Annotated in this window: 19 protein-coding genes and 1 pseudogene; 9 read left to right on the top strand and 11 right to left on the bottom strand. The window is 33.7% G+C overall.

Annotated features, from left to right (window positions below; translation table 11 throughout):
- Nucleotides 1-81: 81 nt before the first annotated feature.
- From IGI72_RS04335 to IGI72_RS04320, 4 genes are read right to left on the bottom strand one after another with little or no spacing between them, the layout of a single operon-like run.
- Nucleotides 82-291, bottom strand: a complete 210-nt coding sequence (locus tag IGI72_RS04335) for a heavy-metal-associated domain-containing protein (RefSeq protein ID WP_002325575.1) — start codon at nucleotides 289-291, stop codon at nucleotides 82-84.
- Nucleotides 292-307: 16 nt separating this feature from the next.
- Nucleotides 308-2,752: a heavy metal translocating P-type ATPase gene (locus IGI72_RS04330; protein ID WP_029486063.1), complete on the bottom strand. Its 2,445-nt coding sequence runs from the start codon at nucleotides 2,750-2,752 to the stop codon at nucleotides 308-310.
- Complete coding sequence (locus IGI72_RS04325; protein ID WP_005237590.1) at nucleotides 2,736-3,101, bottom strand: BlaI/MecI/CopY family transcriptional regulator; 366 nt, start codon at nucleotides 3,099-3,101, stop codon at nucleotides 2,736-2,738. Before IGI72_RS04325 ends, IGI72_RS04330 begins: the two co-directional genes overlap by 17 nt.
- 15 nt (nucleotides 3,102-3,116) lie before the next feature.
- Nucleotides 3,117-3,731 (bottom strand): TIGR01906 family membrane protein, encoded by a 615-nt coding sequence (locus tag IGI72_RS04320; protein ID WP_002337632.1) that lies wholly within the window; start codon nucleotides 3,729-3,731, stop codon nucleotides 3,117-3,119.
- Nucleotides 3,732-3,886: 155 nt separating this feature from the next.
- Between IGI72_RS04320 and lgt the strand changes: the two genes are divergently transcribed.
- From lgt to IGI72_RS04305, 3 genes are read left to right on the top strand one after another with little or no spacing between them, the layout of a single operon-like run.
- A complete protein-coding gene (gene lgt / locus IGI72_RS04315; protein WP_002294779.1) occupies nucleotides 3,887-4,690 on the top strand; it encodes a prolipoprotein diacylglyceryl transferase in 804 nt (267 codons plus the stop codon).
- On the top strand, nucleotides 4,674-4,898 hold the full coding sequence (locus IGI72_RS04310) for a DUF2933 domain-containing protein (protein ID WP_002307648.1): 225 nt from the start codon (nucleotides 4,674-4,676) through the stop codon (nucleotides 4,896-4,898). The genes lgt and IGI72_RS04310 overlap by 17 nt, the downstream gene beginning before the upstream one ends.
- Nucleotides 4,895-5,080: a DUF2933 domain-containing protein gene (locus IGI72_RS04305; RefSeq protein WP_002307645.1), complete on the top strand. Its 186-nt coding sequence runs from the start codon at nucleotides 4,895-4,897 to the stop codon at nucleotides 5,078-5,080. The genes IGI72_RS04310 and IGI72_RS04305 overlap by 4 nt, the downstream gene beginning before the upstream one ends.
- A gap of 600 nt (nucleotides 5,081-5,680) precedes the next feature.
- Here IGI72_RS04305 and IGI72_RS04300 read toward each other — a convergent pair.
- Both IGI72_RS04300 and IGI72_RS04295 read right to left on the bottom strand, forming a co-directional pair.
- Complete coding sequence (locus tag IGI72_RS04300; RefSeq protein WP_005237611.1) at nucleotides 5,681-6,964, bottom strand: hypothetical protein; 1,284 nt, start codon at nucleotides 6,962-6,964, stop codon at nucleotides 5,681-5,683.
- A 201-nt stretch (nucleotides 6,965-7,165) separates the two neighbouring features.
- The gene (locus tag IGI72_RS04295; protein ID WP_002337550.1) at nucleotides 7,166-7,570 is read right to left on the bottom strand and encodes a NusG domain II-containing protein; all 405 of its coding nucleotides are present in this window, start codon (nucleotides 7,568-7,570) and stop codon (nucleotides 7,166-7,168) included.
- Between the two features lie 272 nt (nucleotides 7,571-7,842).
- Between IGI72_RS04295 and IGI72_RS04290 the strand changes: the two genes are divergently transcribed.
- Both IGI72_RS04290 and IGI72_RS04285 read left to right on the top strand, forming a co-directional pair.
- Complete coding sequence (locus IGI72_RS04290) at nucleotides 7,843-9,210, top strand: peptidoglycan DD-metalloendopeptidase family protein (protein WP_074536906.1); 1,368 nt, start codon at nucleotides 7,843-7,845, stop codon at nucleotides 9,208-9,210.
- 2 nt (nucleotides 9,211-9,212) lie between these two features.
- Nucleotides 9,213-9,875, top strand: coding sequence for a class A sortase (locus IGI72_RS04285; RefSeq protein ID WP_438753274.1), 663 nt, complete (start codon nucleotides 9,213-9,215; stop codon nucleotides 9,873-9,875).
- Between the two features lie 22 nt (nucleotides 9,876-9,897).
- On the opposite strand, the gene IGI72_RS04280 is transcribed toward IGI72_RS04285, so the two are convergent.
- Nucleotides 9,898-10,578 carry an IS6-like element IS1216 family transposase gene (locus tag IGI72_RS04280; RefSeq protein ID WP_001067799.1) on the bottom strand — a complete coding sequence of 227 codons (681 nt, stop codon included), beginning with the start codon at nucleotides 10,576-10,578 and terminating at the stop codon, nucleotides 9,898-9,900.
- Between the two features lie 41 nt (nucleotides 10,579-10,619).
- Here IGI72_RS04280 and IGI72_RS04275 point away from each other — a divergent pair, with 41 nt between their 5' ends.
- A complete protein-coding gene (locus IGI72_RS04275) occupies nucleotides 10,620-11,039 on the top strand; it encodes a S41 family peptidase (protein WP_229045690.1) in 420 nt (139 codons plus the stop codon).
- Between the two features lie 527 nt (nucleotides 11,040-11,566).
- Here the strand turns inward: IGI72_RS04275 and IGI72_RS04270 are convergent.
- Nucleotides 11,567-11,800, bottom strand: a complete 234-nt coding sequence (locus tag IGI72_RS04270) for a hypothetical protein (RefSeq protein WP_005225230.1) — start codon at nucleotides 11,798-11,800, stop codon at nucleotides 11,567-11,569.
- Nucleotides 11,801-11,921: 121 nt separating this feature from the next.
- Between IGI72_RS04270 and IGI72_RS04265 the strand changes: the two genes are divergently transcribed.
- Nucleotides 11,922-12,008: a type I toxin-antitoxin system Fst family toxin gene (locus IGI72_RS04265; RefSeq protein WP_115224856.1), complete on the top strand. Its 87-nt coding sequence runs from the start codon at nucleotides 11,922-11,924 to the stop codon at nucleotides 12,006-12,008.
- Nucleotides 12,009-12,582: 574 nt separating this feature from the next.
- On the opposite strand, the gene IGI72_RS04260 is transcribed toward IGI72_RS04265, so the two are convergent.
- The 3 genes and pseudogenes from IGI72_RS04260 to IGI72_RS04250 all read right to left on the bottom strand — a co-directional run.
- Nucleotides 12,583-12,936 (bottom strand): nucleotidyltransferase family protein, encoded by a 354-nt coding sequence (locus IGI72_RS04260; RefSeq protein ID WP_034868666.1) that lies wholly within the window; start codon nucleotides 12,934-12,936, stop codon nucleotides 12,583-12,585.
- Between the two features lie 330 nt (nucleotides 12,937-13,266).
- Complete coding sequence (locus IGI72_RS04255; protein ID WP_223597930.1) at nucleotides 13,267-13,521, bottom strand: hypothetical protein; 255 nt, start codon at nucleotides 13,519-13,521, stop codon at nucleotides 13,267-13,269.
- A gap of 882 nt (nucleotides 13,522-14,403) precedes the next feature.
- Nucleotides 14,404-15,040, bottom strand: a pseudogene (locus tag IGI72_RS04250) (transposase); the annotation flags it as partial.
- 271 nt (nucleotides 15,041-15,311) lie between these two features.
- Between IGI72_RS04250 and IGI72_RS04245 the strand changes: the two are divergent.
- Both IGI72_RS04245 and IGI72_RS04240 read left to right on the top strand, forming a co-directional pair.
- The gene (locus IGI72_RS04245) at nucleotides 15,312-15,506 is read left to right on the top strand and encodes a hypothetical protein (RefSeq protein WP_005225228.1); all 195 of its coding nucleotides are present in this window, start codon (nucleotides 15,312-15,314) and stop codon (nucleotides 15,504-15,506) included.
- A 401-nt stretch (nucleotides 15,507-15,907) separates the two neighbouring features.
- Nucleotides 15,908-16,528 carry a CadD family cadmium resistance transporter gene (locus IGI72_RS04240; RefSeq protein WP_005237707.1) on the top strand — a complete coding sequence of 207 codons (621 nt, stop codon included), beginning with the start codon at nucleotides 15,908-15,910 and terminating at the stop codon, nucleotides 16,526-16,528.
- Nucleotides 16,529-16,533: the final 5 nt, after the last annotated feature.

Raw genomic sequence — 16,533 nt, 5'->3', positions numbered from 1 at the left:
ATCTCAATTTGAAAAAAGTAGAATATAGAGGAACTTTCTTACCATAAGAATTCACATATTTAATGTGATGATTCACCAAACTTATAATGCCTTATAATTCGTATTTTTCAACAATTGATTAATAACGCTAATTGATAAATCTGTCTTTGTTGCAATAGTTACTAAACCTTCTTCGAGATTTACTTTCCTAACAGAAATTGAGGGATTCTTTTCTAATGCATACTTAATTTCTCCGGCGCATCCTAGACAAGCCATTCCACTAATAAATAAGGTCTGTAAATGTTCAGTCATAAGACAATCACCTTTCCTATTTGACTTTGAAGTTTTTTAAGCGAAGTGAATTTAAAAGTACTGTTATTGAGCTAAAACTCATAGCAACGCCTGCAATTAACGGGCTTAATAAAGGCCCCCAAAAAATGTTCAAAACACCCATCGCTATTGGAACACTTAACATGTTATAAGCAAATGCCCAGTACAAATTTGACTTTATATTCCAAATTGTTTTTTTGCTTAAATCGATCGTGGACATTAGCAATTGCAGATCGTCGTTCATCAATATTATATCCGCAGATTCCATCGCTATATCAGTACCAGAACCCATCACAAAACCTATATCCGCTTGAGCGAGGGCAAGTGCATCGTTTATCCCATTACCTACCATTGCAACCCTATGTTCTTTTGACTGCAACATTTTAACATAATAGGCCTTTTCTTGAGGTAATACCTCACTAATAACGTTGGTGATCCCAACTTGATTAGCTATTGCCTGTGCAGTAAGTTTATTATCACCCGTGAGCATAACCACATTGAGGCCAAGTTTATTCAACTTTTGAATTGCTAATGCACTTGCTGGCTTTATAGTGTCTTCAATCGCAATTATTCCGAGAAAGATACGATCATTTGCAATATACACTGGTGTCTTTCCTTTAGATGCTAAATTATCTGAAATTAACTTAAATTTACTAATGTCTATATTCAACTGCTTAAAGAACTCTTCATTTCCTAAACTTACTTCGGTACCTTTCAATATAGCATTAATGCCCAATCCAGAGAAAGATTCGAATATACTAGGTTCAACCAGATCAATCCCCACGATTTCGGCTTCTTTTACAATTGCCTCCCCAAGCGGATGCTCGGATGCTTTTTCAGCAGAGGCCGCTAAAAACAAGAGAAAGTTTCTATCCATATTTTCTGCAAGTATTATATCTGTTACCACAGGTTTTCCTTTTGTAATCGTACCAGTTTTATCGAATAATATTGTTTTTACGTGATGAGTTGTTTCTAAAGCTTCACCACTTTTAATTAAAATACCATTTTCAGCGCCTTTTCCCATACCGACCATAATAGCTGTCCGTGTAGCTAAACCGAATGCACAAGGACATGTTATAACTAAAACTGAAATTAAGACTGAGAATGAAAACGAAATACTTTGTCCAGATAGCACCCAAAGTAGACTAGATCCAATCGCAACTAGAATAATGATATATACAAAGTAACTTGAAATGATATCAGCCAGTTTTTCGATTGGAGCTTTCGAAGATTGTGCATCATCCACTAGTTTGCTTATTTGAGCTAAAGTGGTGTCTTTACCAATATGAGTTGTTTCATATCTTATTACGCCATTTTTATTTTTACTGGGTCCTATTACTCGGTCATTAGCTTTCTTTTCAACAGGAAGATTTTCACCTGTAGGCATAGATTCATCAACTAAAGACTTACCACTTATTACAATACCATCCAGTGGCAAACGCTCTCCTGGTTTTGCTATGATCACATCTCCTACTAAAACTGATTCAATAGGAACAGTCTGTTCCTTATTATGTCTGATAGTTTTCGCTGTTTTGGGAGTCATCCTCATTAATTTTTGTATTGCTTCAGATGTCTTATCTTTCGTCACCAACTCTAGGTATTTCTCTAGTCTGATTAACGTTAATATCACTGCTGATGCTCCAAAGTAGAGCTCTTTTGTATAGAGATAATTTCCGAATATAATCTGTATTGTTGCAAAGGTGCCGTATAAAAAAGCAATACTTGTACCTAAAGCAATTAATGTATCCATATTCGGATGTTTTTTCATGAGTGCGGAAAATCCAGTTTTATAATAGTCTTTATTGGCCAATATAACCGGAGTGGTAAATATCAATTGCGTCAGCGAAAAAAAACTAGGGTTTGTCGTAGAATCAATTATTTCAAATAGGGGTAACTCAAGTATATTTGCACTAGCAACATATAGAACAGGAATTGTAAATAGCATTGACGTGATAAATCTTCGCCTTAGCTTCTGTTGCTCTTGTTCTTTTGTTTTATAAATTACTTGTTCCTCCTCTTCAGAAAGAGCATATAGCTGATATCCAAGAGTTTTGACAACATCACTTATTTTTGCAACCGCTGAAGGGTCAGTTGATATTACCGAGAGTTTTTCTGCTTCAAAATTTACGTTGGCATATTTGACATAAGTCATTGATTTAACTACATTTTCAATTTTGTTAGCGCAGGACACACAAGTCATTCCACTTATTCCAAATACCTTTATCTCAGTTTTTTTTCGAATCTCAGCGTCATAACCAATGTCTTGAATAGCTGTTATAACTGTATGATTAGACAAAACACCTTCATCATATTCCAATTTTAGAACCTCAGTTGTTAAGTTAACTTTAGCGAAATATACTCCATCCAACTCATGAATTTTTTTCTCTATTGTTGTTGCGCAAACTGCACAAGTCATTCCATAAAGATTATATTTTGAAATCATTGAATTCCTCCGTGTCAGAACGTTTAACCAATCCGTTTAAATAGTAGCTTACTTCTGAGATACAACCTTCATCCATTCCAGAAAGTAACCTTTGTATTTCGGTTTCTAAAAATTCTTGCTTCTTAATCAGTGAAGTGTAGTATCTTTGGTTTTTTGAAGTGTTAAACGTGATCACATTTTTATCTAACAACCTTCTTATTAACGTTTTTGTTGTGGAGGGATGCCAACTATTACGCTCTTGCATTCCATGTGTTATTAAACCACATATTACCGGTTCATATCTCCAGATAAACTTTAAAACATCTAACTCTGAATTCGATACCTGTATTTTGCGTTCGACCAAGACCATCCCTCCTTAGGCTATTCATAAAGTACGTTCTTCTTTATTAAACAAATGATGAATTGTTGTCAAAGTAGAAACACTTATAGTTACAATTAATAAAAAGCATAAAAAGAAAAATGTTTCCGGTAAAAAACTGATAATTGGATCTGTACGATAGTCAAACATCCAATCATCATTGTCAAAAAATACTTGATGAAAAAGCACAAATGCTTTATCAAAAAACAGAAGTGCCATTACACAGACTGATATTATCATCCACTTGATTAAACTAGTGATTTCTCTGACTTGATCACGCGTTACTAATTTTTTCCTGTTTAGGTATAAAAGAACGCTACTCGTAGAAAGAAGCAATGAATAGTTAAGCTGGAACAAAAATTTAACATCTTTAAAATGGTTTATACCACGATCTGAGACGTATAGATTATCAAAAACCAATTCTTTTTGAAAAGGATTATTTAAATAGCCCATTAAATTTTTAAAATCTTGATTAACTTGAGATCTACTCCAGTTTTGAAAATTTATATCGCTTTGAAAGAATAAATTGATTTTGAGCAAACCAGGGAAGTTGATTGTCAATGTAATCGCGAGGGATAAAGCAAAGACAAAAAATAATAGAAATAGCATGCTTTTTTTCATTAAATTAATATTTATATTAGATCACTCCTTTTAATATAATGATAAAAAAACTTGTGTAGAAAATGTGTACTAATGTATCTGTCAAAAAGTCTACATAAAATTTCCATAATAGCCTGCTATAGTCAAAACAAGTTCATTAGGAAGGAGGGAAGAATTTGAGAGAACCCTACGACAGAGTATTTATTTCGTTTGGTCCATTTACTATTTATTGGTATGCCATTTTCATAGTGTTTGGGATCATAATCGGATATTTTGTTGCTAATAGAAGAGCAAAGCGTGCGGCATTGCCTGAGGATACAATTGTTGATCTGTTGTTATATGGATTGCCAGTTTCTATTATATCGGCCAGATTATACTATGTACTTTTTGAATTACCTTTGTACATTGATGATCCTTTAAGTATCTTAAAAATTTGGGAAGGTGGTCTAGCAATACATGGTGGATTAATTGGTGCTGTATTGACAGGGGTTATTTATTGCAAGAAGAAAAATCTTTCTTTTTGGAATGTTGCTGACGTAGTTGCTCCCAGTATAGTAATTGGACAAATCATTGGACGATGGGGAAATTTTATGAATCAAGAGGCCTATGGAGAAATTGTAGACATAGAGTTCCTACAATCTCTGAAACTCCCATCTTTCATAATTGATCAAATGTATATTGATGGGGCCTACCATCATCCGACTTTTTTATATGAGTCTTTATGGAATATAGGAGTACTCATTATTTTGCTTCTGGTGTCTAGAAATAGAATGTTCTTTGGGCAAATATTTTTAATTTATGTTTCACTATATTCCGTCGGGAGATTCTGGATTGAAGGATTACGGACCGACAGTTTAATGCTAACAGCAAACTTGAGAATGGCTCAAGTCCTGTCCATAGTCCTATTAATTGGCTCTATATTAACTTACATCTATCTCAAAAAATCTAAGGAGGAAGATTTACATGGAAGCATTACTTAATCTCTTACCACTACTATTACTACTAATTTGCCCTATCTCAATGATGTTTATGCATAAAGGGCACGGACATGCTGGGCATCATCATATGCATGGAGAAGATCATTCAAAACACACTGGTTCCGAAAATGATATAGCAAGTTTAAAAATCCAAACTGAGCAATTAAAAGAAGAAGTTGCTACTCTAAAGAACTTAGTTAAGGAGCGATGACAATGCAGTGGTTATTACTTTTATTATGTCCGATAATGATGATATTTATGATGAGGGGTATGCACTCAGGATCGCATAATGAAAAAGATGACGAACAATTGAAACAGGATCTTGAAAATTTAAAAGAGCAAAATGATATCTTAAGTAGTGAACTAAGCGATTTGAAATCACGGTTAAAATAAGTTAAAGGAGTGTGATTTATATTTCACACTCCTTTAAAATTCACTAAATTCATGGTTCAGAATAGAATTGATTCTCTCAAAATATTTAGTCTAACTTTACTCTTTATAAAACGAATAAGGCATGCGTGGTTTATAATCTTTCTTTATGTATTTCTGACACCAAAGAAAATGATCCTCATCATTCCATCCACTCGTTGCATTCCACCAAGAGTACATAACATTCCCTGGTGTATGGGGTAGTCCATACACCAGGGGATTCTAGAAGTAAGATTTATTGTTTCTTTTTTAAGTGCAAATAAAACCATTATCTTCGATGAATATAAGGAAAATACCTTTTTAGATAACATTTCTAGGTTATGAATAGATAGTATTCACTCTATCCGCAATTTTCTTCAACGAAAAGTTACTAAAATGGAAGCATGGGCAGCATTAATATGATGATTTTCTTCTAGACGTTGCTAAGACATTCAATAGCAATGAGCGCCATTATAAATGTGGAAGCTACTCGTAAAAAAAGGGAAGATTGATTTCCAATTCTGCCCAAATGCTTATTTATACTACAATTAACCGTATTAATTTCAACTTCTTTGTCCAGAATAACTACCGAACTAGTTCACCACTTGGATAATGAGATATCGGGGCTAAAATTGTAAAATCTTTGCCAAATTTCTTCATAAAATTAGCATGTTTCTCTAAATCTGTAAATAGAATGTATCGTAAGTGATCATGCAAATTTTGATTACGCATATAATGTGGTCTATTAAATTGTGCTCGTATCTCCTCTTCACGTTGATCTGGTGAGACAATATACATCATCAAATTTTCTTGATGAATCGAATACAAATCATCCATTCGATTCATCCCAGAAATTATTGACGTCGATTTTTCAACCTCAAAAGCACATATCGGTTCCCCATTTTTTGAAAACCAAATAACATCAATCAAACCAATCGTCCTACTTAACGGATTTGGTAATTGATAGATTGTTTCTGGTAATAGAGGTATAGACACATCTCCTAAGCGATTCCCATCTACAATTCTATTATGATCGTTTGAGGCAATCCAAGCATGATAACCTATCTCATTACCTAAAGTAGCTAAGATATATTGGATTTTTTGGTGCACATTTTTGCCATCCTCTTTTTCCAACTTCTGTTTTATTAATTTCTGTGTGTTACTTTCTGAAATTCTGACATACTCTTCTTCATTTTCGCGAACAATATAATTTAGTTTCCCAATATCAAATAAAAAAGCTGAGATAGCACCCAAATCTTTCGAAAAAAGTCCTCCTAAGCAGTTGAGTTCAATCATACCATCACGGAGTTTAAAATAGTCCTCCCATTTACCTAAGCGAATTTTCGAGCCCGTAAGATAATTATATCCATTTACAATAGCTGTGTTAAAAGGAGGGAAAATGGTAGGTTCTAGAAAATATAAAATGTTTGCGACAGCTGGACCAAGCCCTCTGATTTTCTTTTCTGCTAGAATATTTATAGCAAATAACATTTTAATTTCTTGATTAGCTTTAAGAATTTGATCAAGACAAAGTGAAAAAGCTAACTGATTTTCCCTATTTTCATAAATATCCGGAATTCTCAATTTAGGTTTCCACATAAATGCATGCTTGGCTCCTTTAAAAATTTCTGTTTGTTCTGCAATTACATTCATTATGTCCTCTAGGGCTGAATTTTTAAAATCTGTTGGGAACGTTCCGTTATTGACATGTTTGATAAGTACTTGTACGTATTTCCTAACTTTTTTAAACGCTTTCAAACGTTTTTCACTTTTGATAAACCAAGTTTGATACAGTAAATTTTCGCGTAATTTATATTGATTAAACACATCTGTTAAATAAGTATTATCCACTGTAATGATAACCACCATCCCTATTAATATCAATTATTAATATTTTTATAACCTAGTCATCTCTAATAAAACGTGCTACATGCAACATTCCTAATATAATCAATTATAACGATAGTAGTTACTTTGGCCTGATATCTATGACTTTTCTTATTAAAAGTCTAGTTCGGCTCCATTCTGTAATCAATGTAAATGTAGGATTTGTATTGTTTATTAGTCATACTAATAAATTAATGGATTCTCTTCTATTCCTAAAATTTCAACAATCAATTTATGAGGTAAACATATACTCATTTCCCCTGGTCTACTAATCCAGCCTGTACGAACAGCAATTTGATCAGGACTATTATCTTCTTTTACCCTAATTTTCCCTGGAGCTACTTCAATAATATTGTATTTCCCTTTTTGAGGATAATATGTTTTTTCTAAAGACTCACTAACTTGTGATAAGTTAAATTTGTCTACGACTTCTCCATCTATTTTAACAACTGCAATTACATCTTTACTTTCTCTATTATTTTCATTTTTATTAGTATCAAATAGTAAATATGGTAAAAATGATGCCATAATGACTCCAATAATAATGAGATAGTCCCAAGGTTTCGTAAGTCTCAATATTTTATCCACTAAATTCGTTCTCCTATATTAACTTTTGATATCATACTTTACAGTTGTGTGAATTTTATGTAGATATGTTTCTACTCCACAAAATCTCCATAAGTTTTAGTTATTTTAAATCTGTCTATTAAATTGAAATGTAGCATATGGATCCTATTACTTTTTGTATAGTAATTCCAATTTCAGTTCCTAATAGAACCTGTAATACACATAAAAATAGAGAGGAGAATATTTGTAAAATATTTCTTCACAATTAAAAATAAGGGAAGTGAAAAATCAATTTGAAAAAAATAATTATATCTACCTCGGTCATTGTGTTTTCGCTATTTTTTAGTAATAGTATATTAGTTAAAGCGCAGACTATTGAGGAAAAAATTAAAGAAAAAAATGATAAAATTGAAACGATTGTGAAAGATCAAAAATCAGCTAAAATTTATCTTACTGATTTAGATAACAAAATAACTCAGCTAGAAAATGAATATCAAAAAGTGCTAAAGGAAAAAAACACATCTGAGAAAAAACTTACCGAAATTAATCAAAAAATTACTACTCTTGAGAAAAAAATACACCTTAGAAATAAACTTATCGAAGAACAAGCTCGGAATGCACAAGTAAATCAAAAAAGTGACTCTATAATATCTGTCATGGTAAACGCTGAATCATTATCAGATGCAGTCACAGCAGCCTTTGGTATGACTAAGCTTATTTCTGCTAGTAATGAGATTATGCAGGCTCAGATAGATGATAAAGAAAGTTTAGATGAATTAAAAAAAGAAGCTGAGAAAAAAGTTATAGATGCGGAAAAGGAAACTCGCTCTCTCGAAGAGAAAGAAAAAAATCTTATAGAAGCTAAATTGAATCAAAGTATAAAAATTAATGAGATATCCGCTTCTTTGGCGACAGAGCAATCCGAGAAAGAAAAATTTGAAAATCAAAAACAAGAAGCAGAAAAAAGAAGGGAAGAGGAACTTAAAGCCCTAGCAGAGGAAAAGAAAAAAGAAGCAGAAGCTGCGGCTATTTTAAAAGCTCAAGAGGAAGAATCTGCATCTATTATAAAAGATCAGAAAAACGAAGTATCACAAATAGATGGTAACGAAGACATAGGAACAGATCAAGGAAATACTGATACGCAGGAAGAAAAACAGATCACAAATGAAACTTCGGATAAAGAATCTAACTCAGTTAATCAAGATGAGTACCAAGACAACAATAATTCTTCCAATAATAATCAGGTTCAAAGCCCTAGTTCTTCTGGTTGGGGCGCACCCGTAGCCAACATTATTGTCACAAGTCCATTTGGCGGAAGATCTGATCCTACTGGATTCTCTGGATCTTTTCACGATGGTATAGATATGGGTGGAACTTCGTCAACGCCTATCATGGCATCTAGATCAGGAACTGTAGTGCAGGCATCCTTTGATGGATCCGCAGGTAATTACATTATTATTGATCACGGAGATGGCTACTACTCATATTACCTTCACCTAAGTAATTTTATTGCTGCACTGGGCCAATCAGTGAGTGCTGGCCAGACCATTGGCACCATGGGGACTACAGGAAATTCAACTGGAGTTCATTTACATTTTGGAATAGCGACTAGCTCAAATTGGTCTGGATTCGTAGATCCTGCTCCATTTCTAGGAATCTAAAAATGATAAAAAGAATCAAGCGTATTTTTTTAAATTTACTTTTAATTACCATTTTTCTTATAGGCTTAGTTTTAATATTTAATTTTCAAATTCGATCTTACTTACTGAATAAACAAGTTCAACAATATGACATAGCAAATTATTCAAAGAAAGATTTGGAAGACAATCTGAAAAGGAAAGGAAACTTTGACTTTGATTCTGTTGAATCTATTTCAAATGAGTTAGTATTAAAAGCACAATTTAAAAATAGTGATTTACCTATAATAGGTGGTATCGCTATACCCGATGTAAAATTATCTTTACCCATATACAAAGGCTTAGACAATATTTCACTACTTTCTGGGGCTGGTACAATGAAATCAAATCAGCAGATGGGAGAACGAAATTATGCTTTAGCAAGCCATAGTGCTAAAGATAAAACTATATTATTTTCTCCATTAGAGTTTATTTCTCTAAAAGAAAAAATATATGTAACAGACTTAAAGAATATTTATATTTACCAAGTGTCTTTGAAAGAAAAAGTGGATCCATCAAAAGTAGAAGTCATTGATGATATTCCTAATAAAGAAATGATCACTCTTGTTACATGCGGGGATTTGGAAGCTGTAACGAGATTGATTGTACAAGGCACACGGTTCTGTTGCAAAGTTTTAAATAAAGAATAAAATCCCTTACGGTATCTATGATTTAAGCTGGGATTCCCAATAATACCTTGATTTCAGTACAGACCGAAAACCCGAAGAGAGTGCCTTCTTTTCGGGTTTTCTTATATAATCCTCGAATGGCTTCCATGCCTTTAATCGTGGTAGAGGCAGTGCGTAAACTTCGATAGAATTTATTGCGTCTCTTTACTGGACGATGGTCTTGTTCAATCAAATTATTCAGGTATTTAATGGTACGATGTTCTGTCCCTTGATAAAAGCCGTATTCTTTTAGTTTCTTAAAGGCACTTGTAATAGAGGGGGCTTTATCTGTGACTACAACCTTCGGTTCATCAAACTGCTTCACTAACCGCTTAAGAAAAGCATAGGCTGCTTGTGTGTCCCGTTTTTTACGTAACCAAATATCCAAGGTTAAACCATCTGCATCGATGGCTCGATACAAATAATGCCATTTTCCTTTAATTTTGATGTACGTTTCATCCATTTTCCATGAATAAAAGGATTTTTTATTTTTCTTTTTCCAAATTTGATAGAGTAGTTTACCATATTCTTGCACCCAACGGTAAATCGTCGTATGAGAAACGTTAATGCCACGATCATATAAGATTTCTTGAACTTCACGATAGCTAAGGTTATAACGAAGATAGTAGCCCACGGCTACAATAATCACATCCTGCTGAAATTGCTTTCCTTTAAAAGGATTCATCGTCATTCCTCCTGCTATCTTTTTCTATTATTCTACCTTATTTGATAGTAGATTTAAAACTTTGCAACAGAACCGATAGAAACAACGATTTAGAGCCTGTAACTCTTAAAAGTGGCAAATTAAACAGTAACATCTCAACAATAAAAATAAGTGATAACAAAAAAATAAAAAAAGTGCCGATTGCCATATTAATAGACAGTAATACAGGGAGTTCTGGCGAATTAACCGCTTTGTGCTTTAAGGGGATCCCTAATGTTAAATTTTTTGGGTCTGATTCAGCAGGTTACACTTCTGCCAATCAAACTGTCTATTTATACGATGGATCGACATTACAAATAACTTCTGCTTTTGTAAAAGACAGAACAAATAAAATTTATAAAAATGTTCCTATTAATCCAGATGTTCAAACAAATAATAGCAAAAGTTCTGCAATAGAATGGATAAAATCTCAATTAAAGTAAAAAAAACTTGCAAAGATTTTTCTTTCCAAGTTTTTTTTTACTTTGCTACTTGTGCTTTTTTCTTGCAACATGAGTAAATCCAATACTTAACCACCCGAAAAATAACACTAACCAAGTTGTACTATGTCTTGCTAGAAATGCGATTAAACTTAAAATAGCGACAATAAAATATAAAAAATAATCATATTTTGAAAAGAATTTACCCATAACTATTCCACCTTAAAGTTATATTTTCTGTAATATATTCTCTTTTCTTAATGTTGGTCTATCAGTTTTTAGTCTTAGTATACGTGCAGCTGCTGTGTCAGGAACTTCGAACGCTTCAAGCAAATCGGGACGACCTAGCTTGTCTGCTGATACCAAAAAATTCAGCAAGTTCTTTTACTGTCAACATTTGTTTTGGTTATCTGTCCGTTGTCACAAGGGTGCCACCTCGTTTGTTTTTCTTTTAGTATACATGAATTCGCTTTGCCAAGCGAAACCGATTGAATGCAGCAATCAAAGTAGAGGAACATGTAGTAAGAAAACTACATGTTTTCTTCTAGTAATTTTAGTATATAGTCGTCCGCTATGATCTCACCTTGCATGATCAGCCGTAAATGGTCGAAAGGGATTTTTGTGGATTTACTGAGTTGGTTCAGTTCTTCCTCACTCTTGATCCTTTCATAAATTTTTTTGGTTCGTTCGATTCGATCCCATTCTGTATTGGTCAAGTAGCGGGAAAGTTCATAGGTTAGCCGAGAATCCTCTGCACCGTGCACAATATCAACTCCTCTTTTTATGGATTATTATAAAGACAATAGAAAATAAAGAAACAACTGATCACTTGAATTGTTCATGTTATACTCGTTAATGGCAACTGCCCCGTGAGGGGGTGTAAATATGCTAGAAACTTTAATATCGCTGATTATCGCTCCACTATTCGTGGGTCTAGTACTCTTACTAGTTGATCGCTGGCTAGACGATTAGCCGATAGTCGAAGCAGTTGCCTTCTGGCCCCAACGCTGGAGTCGCAACAGCGCAAAAAAAGCCCTCCTATTCGCAGTAGGAGGGCTTTTTGGTGTAAACATGCTTGTTCTTTAATATCGCTTCGCACATTTATTATAGCAAGAAATTTTGAAAAAATCAAAATGCAGCAATCAGTACCGATCGTTTTTTTACATTAAAACTATTTGCGATTTTCTGTCTAAAAAAGTTGGTTACATTCTCAACTTTTATCGGTCAAAAATGTAACCAACTTTAAAATTGCTCAATCCCTTGCAGCACTAAGGTTTTTCTGACCTCGTTACATGTAGGAAGTCGTTTCCTAACCCCCCTATTAGTAAATGGGGGTTCACGGTCACTTCAGCTCGCACAGCAAGCTGAAGTGACACCAGAAAGGCTACAAGGATTTTTTGCTAGCGCAAAAATCCTACAGCGTCTGCACAGCAAACGCTGTACGCCATTTCTCTTTTTTATCATAACGAAAGTAAACTATTTTGCAAAGTTTTTTCTCTCTAACTAATCAAAAGTTTTGTAAAAATTGATCAATGGTATCTGCGCTTCAACCCTTTACTTTAAATGAGTCGCTCGTTTTAAAATCATAAATCATTACACAATCTGCTTCTATATTTTCTTTGAGAAGTGGGTTTCTTTTTTGGTTTGTTTCTGCGTTGATTGCACGTAGTGTAGTAAGGTCGATCTCTTTTTTTAATGCGCTACTTAATTTACTTTTTAACCGAATCACATCAAATATATTTTGGAGCAAAGACCCTTCACCGTCGATTAAAATATCTAAATCACTGGTTTCTGTTGCTTCGTTTCGAGCGTATGACCCAAACAGAAAAGCTTTTTTTATTTTCCATTCTAAAAATATTGGTGTACATAATTTTTGAATGTCACTAATTGTATAAATCAAATAACCGAACTCCTTGTCTTCAATTTGAATATTAAAATAAAAATGAAAAGCGACAATTATACTCACCGTTTAGGAAAAAATATTGATAAAAAAGGGAAGGAACAGGTAAATCGATTGCTTCTTTTAGATCAAAAAAAGGGAAAGAGCATAAGGTAGATACCCCCACCTTCTAGTTAGAAGGTGGAAAATAGGCTGTGCCTATTGGGTTTTAAGAGATTTCAAAGTGATATCATTGCGGCTTTTTTAGTGGCACCCAGATACCACTACCGATGGCACCTAGGTGGTACTTTTTGTAAAAAGTGCCACCTAGGTGCCACCATCAACCCTCAATTATTTTGGTAAATATTGGGAAACAATATCATTAAAATCACGTTCTTTTTTGACATCTTCTTGAACAGATTTGACCTTTTTCTTTTCTTCTTTCTTTGATTCGTCCTTCCTGTTTTTAAAGCGATAGTTCTTATTTCGAACAACTTTCTTACTCATTGTGACTGCTTCTTGATAAACATCAGAAGAAAAAAGGTCTTGTATTTTGGTATGATCTTGCTCCAATTTTGCATTGGTCATAATCTCTAATAAAGACAAAGAATCCAATACTTTTTTTTTCGAAATTTATTTCTTTTCTCACCCGATTAAGTAATTCAAGCAGCGCATATCGAATCATCGGACTATCTTTAATATCCTCGTCAACGGGCAGATAGGTTTATAATTCTTTCAAAGCATCTTCATGTTCCGTGTCTAAAAATACCGGAATTCGTTTCTTTGACATGTTATCTCACACACCTTTTTTGAGTTCGTCAATTTTCGATTCAATCAACTGAATCGTCTTTTCGATATCAGAAATTTTGGTTTGATTATCTGAAATGTTCCCTTTAAATGATTCAATCGTATTCTCCAAAGTGGTGATTGAATCTTACATTTTTGCTAACTACTCTCCGACTTGATATTCTTTTTCTTCAGTGAAAGAAGCAATTTTTTCTCGTGCATTTTTTATTTCTTCGACAAGAGATTTGTTCTCTTCCTCAATCATTCTCGGATATAATGAATTTTTAGAATTTGATAATTTCATGAATTTATAAAGAAACTAGACTTTTTGAACCGATCCCCAAAAGTTAGATTCTTAGTCTAACTTATAGGAATCATTTTTTTTATGATAAAATTTAGTTGTGATTTTAAGAAAATAAATGGACAAAATTATCGTAACGATAACTCTTAAATAACAATGAAATGAAAGAAAAGACGAGAATCTTCCAGTACTTCGAGAATCTTGTCTTTTCTTGTTGAATATAAAAAACCGAAAATAGATATATTTTAAAGGCTCTTGTCAATAAATCTAATGGTAATAAGTCAAGTTGAAGATTGAAAATATTTTTATTGTGTAACCTGTTTTGAAGCGCACTTAACTAGCTCCGCCTAAAATCAAATTTTTTACAGGGGATTTCAAAGGTTTGCGTCAATAACAGAATGTTATTTACCTATTACTCTCCTTGGCAACGCGTAGAGTCGATGGTTACGTAGTAGCGTATCCACAAGACGCGTAACTTAAGACGATTGCTCGTTTGTGTTTATATTTGGGACCTCTTTACATTTGCTTTGATAAAAAACTTTATATTCAGGAAGATACTTTTTTATAGAGTTGGTAGCTTTAACTAAGTAGTATCCAAAATAGCGATTCCCTTGTTTTGTCAGAGGTGTATTTTATGACTGACAGTTACCAGATTGTTTGACTTTCGAATATAAGCCTGCATATTTTGCCAATTTTGTTTGATTTTCCAATCGTTCAATTTGACCGATTTCAACGATTAATTAAGTGGAGTACACCTTTCCAATACCTGGAACACCGGGCAAATATTGATATTCTCGAATGCCGACAAATAATTGCTTGATTGCTTTTCCAAGTCTTTGATGTTCTTTTCAAGCGCACGAATTTCACGTACAAGAACACTTAGAACGACATTGATGGATTCTTGTGAAAGTCTACCTAAACGATAACTCATGGTAATTGCACGTTGAATGATTTGGCAATTTTTTCTGGATCTTTAAAGCAACCTTTTCCTTCTTCTTGTAGTAAGTCACAGAACGCCTCTAAGGCTTCTTTAGCTATAGTCGCAGCATCCGCAATATTTCCATAGTTAATGCAATTCCTTTTACGGTATCTTCACCCATGACAACCATTCTAAAAATTTTCGCTAACTCGTCCATTCCAGCTGGAAAAGAATCCCAAAAATCAATATCATAATTACCATTTTAATGATTTGTATTCAAAAATCAGATGAATTGTTTGACGTGGCAATTAATAATAATACTTTAGCAATCAACAAGATGATTGACGGTATGTGGTTAAAGAAGAAAAATAGCTAGGAGATTTTTGAGAGATGACTGGTAAATTTAAAGATGAATTATTAACTGTTGTTGCAGATAATGATTTAAAAAATATTATTCAGTTAAGAAGATACTTTGAAAATCATAGTGATGAATTTACGTTCAAAAATATCACTCGTTTTCATCAAACCATTAATAATAATGTCGATGTTTTTGGTCTATATTTTGAGGGTAATCTTCAAAATTAAATGCACTTAAATATAAAAGCCCCCTGACGAAAGTCGAAGGGGGTTTTTATTTTGGTTTGAGGTTTGCATACCTACCGAAAAGGTAGAGTAGCAAAACGTCAAACAGGTATCAGCTAAATGCCACCATAAGGGTGCGCTGATACTCGGCTCAAAAGAGCCGACAGAGCCGTCTGCAAGACCCCTCGGAGAGCCCACACTTTACCTTGTAAAGTATAGTGGGTTATACTTTACAAGGAAGTAGTCACCGAATTCCAGTTAGAAATTACTTTGTAACTACGTTTTGAGGAGGAGTAAAATGCTTTCCTACGTTCGACATTACCCATTAGCGATAGCTAAATTAATGTGTCTGTGCTCTCCTAAAATCTGCTGATTTATTACTGACTAATACTGGAGGTTTTTTTATGGGACAGACAATCATATCTGCTATTGGTGTTTATATTTCCACCAGTATCGATTATTTAATTATTTTAATTATTTTATTTGCACAGCTATCACAGAATAAACAGAAATGGCATATTTATGCGGGGCAATATCTAGGAACTGGCTTACTTGTAGGGGCGAGTTTAGTTGCTGCTTATGTCGTCAATTTCGTGCCTGAAGCATGGATGGTTGGATTGCTTGGTTTAATCCCTATCTATTTAGGGATTCGCTTTGCAATTGTTGGAGAAGGTGAGGAAGAAGAAGAGGAAGAAATTATTGAAAGATTAGAACAAAGCAAGGCAAATCAACTGTTTTGGACAGTCACATTGCTGACAATTGCGTCTGGCGGAGATAATTTAGGTATCTATATACCTTATTTTGCTTCGTTAGATTGGTCACAGACCCTCGTGGCGTTGCTTGTGTTTGCAATCGGCATAATTATCTTTTGCGAGCTTAGTCGGGTGCTATCTTCTATTCCGTTAATATCCGAGACAATTGAAAAATACGAGCGAATCATTGTGCCCTTAGTATTCATTCCACTTGGACTATACATCATGTATGAAAGTGGCACGATTGAGACTTTTCTGAACTTTATTTTATAGATAAA

The organism is Enterococcus sp. DIV1059_2 (assembly GCF_051713685.1).
Lineage (GTDB): Bacteria > Bacillota > Bacilli > Lactobacillales > Enterococcaceae > Enterococcus_D > Enterococcus_D casseliflavus.
This window is presented reverse-complemented; position numbering and strand designations above follow the sequence as displayed.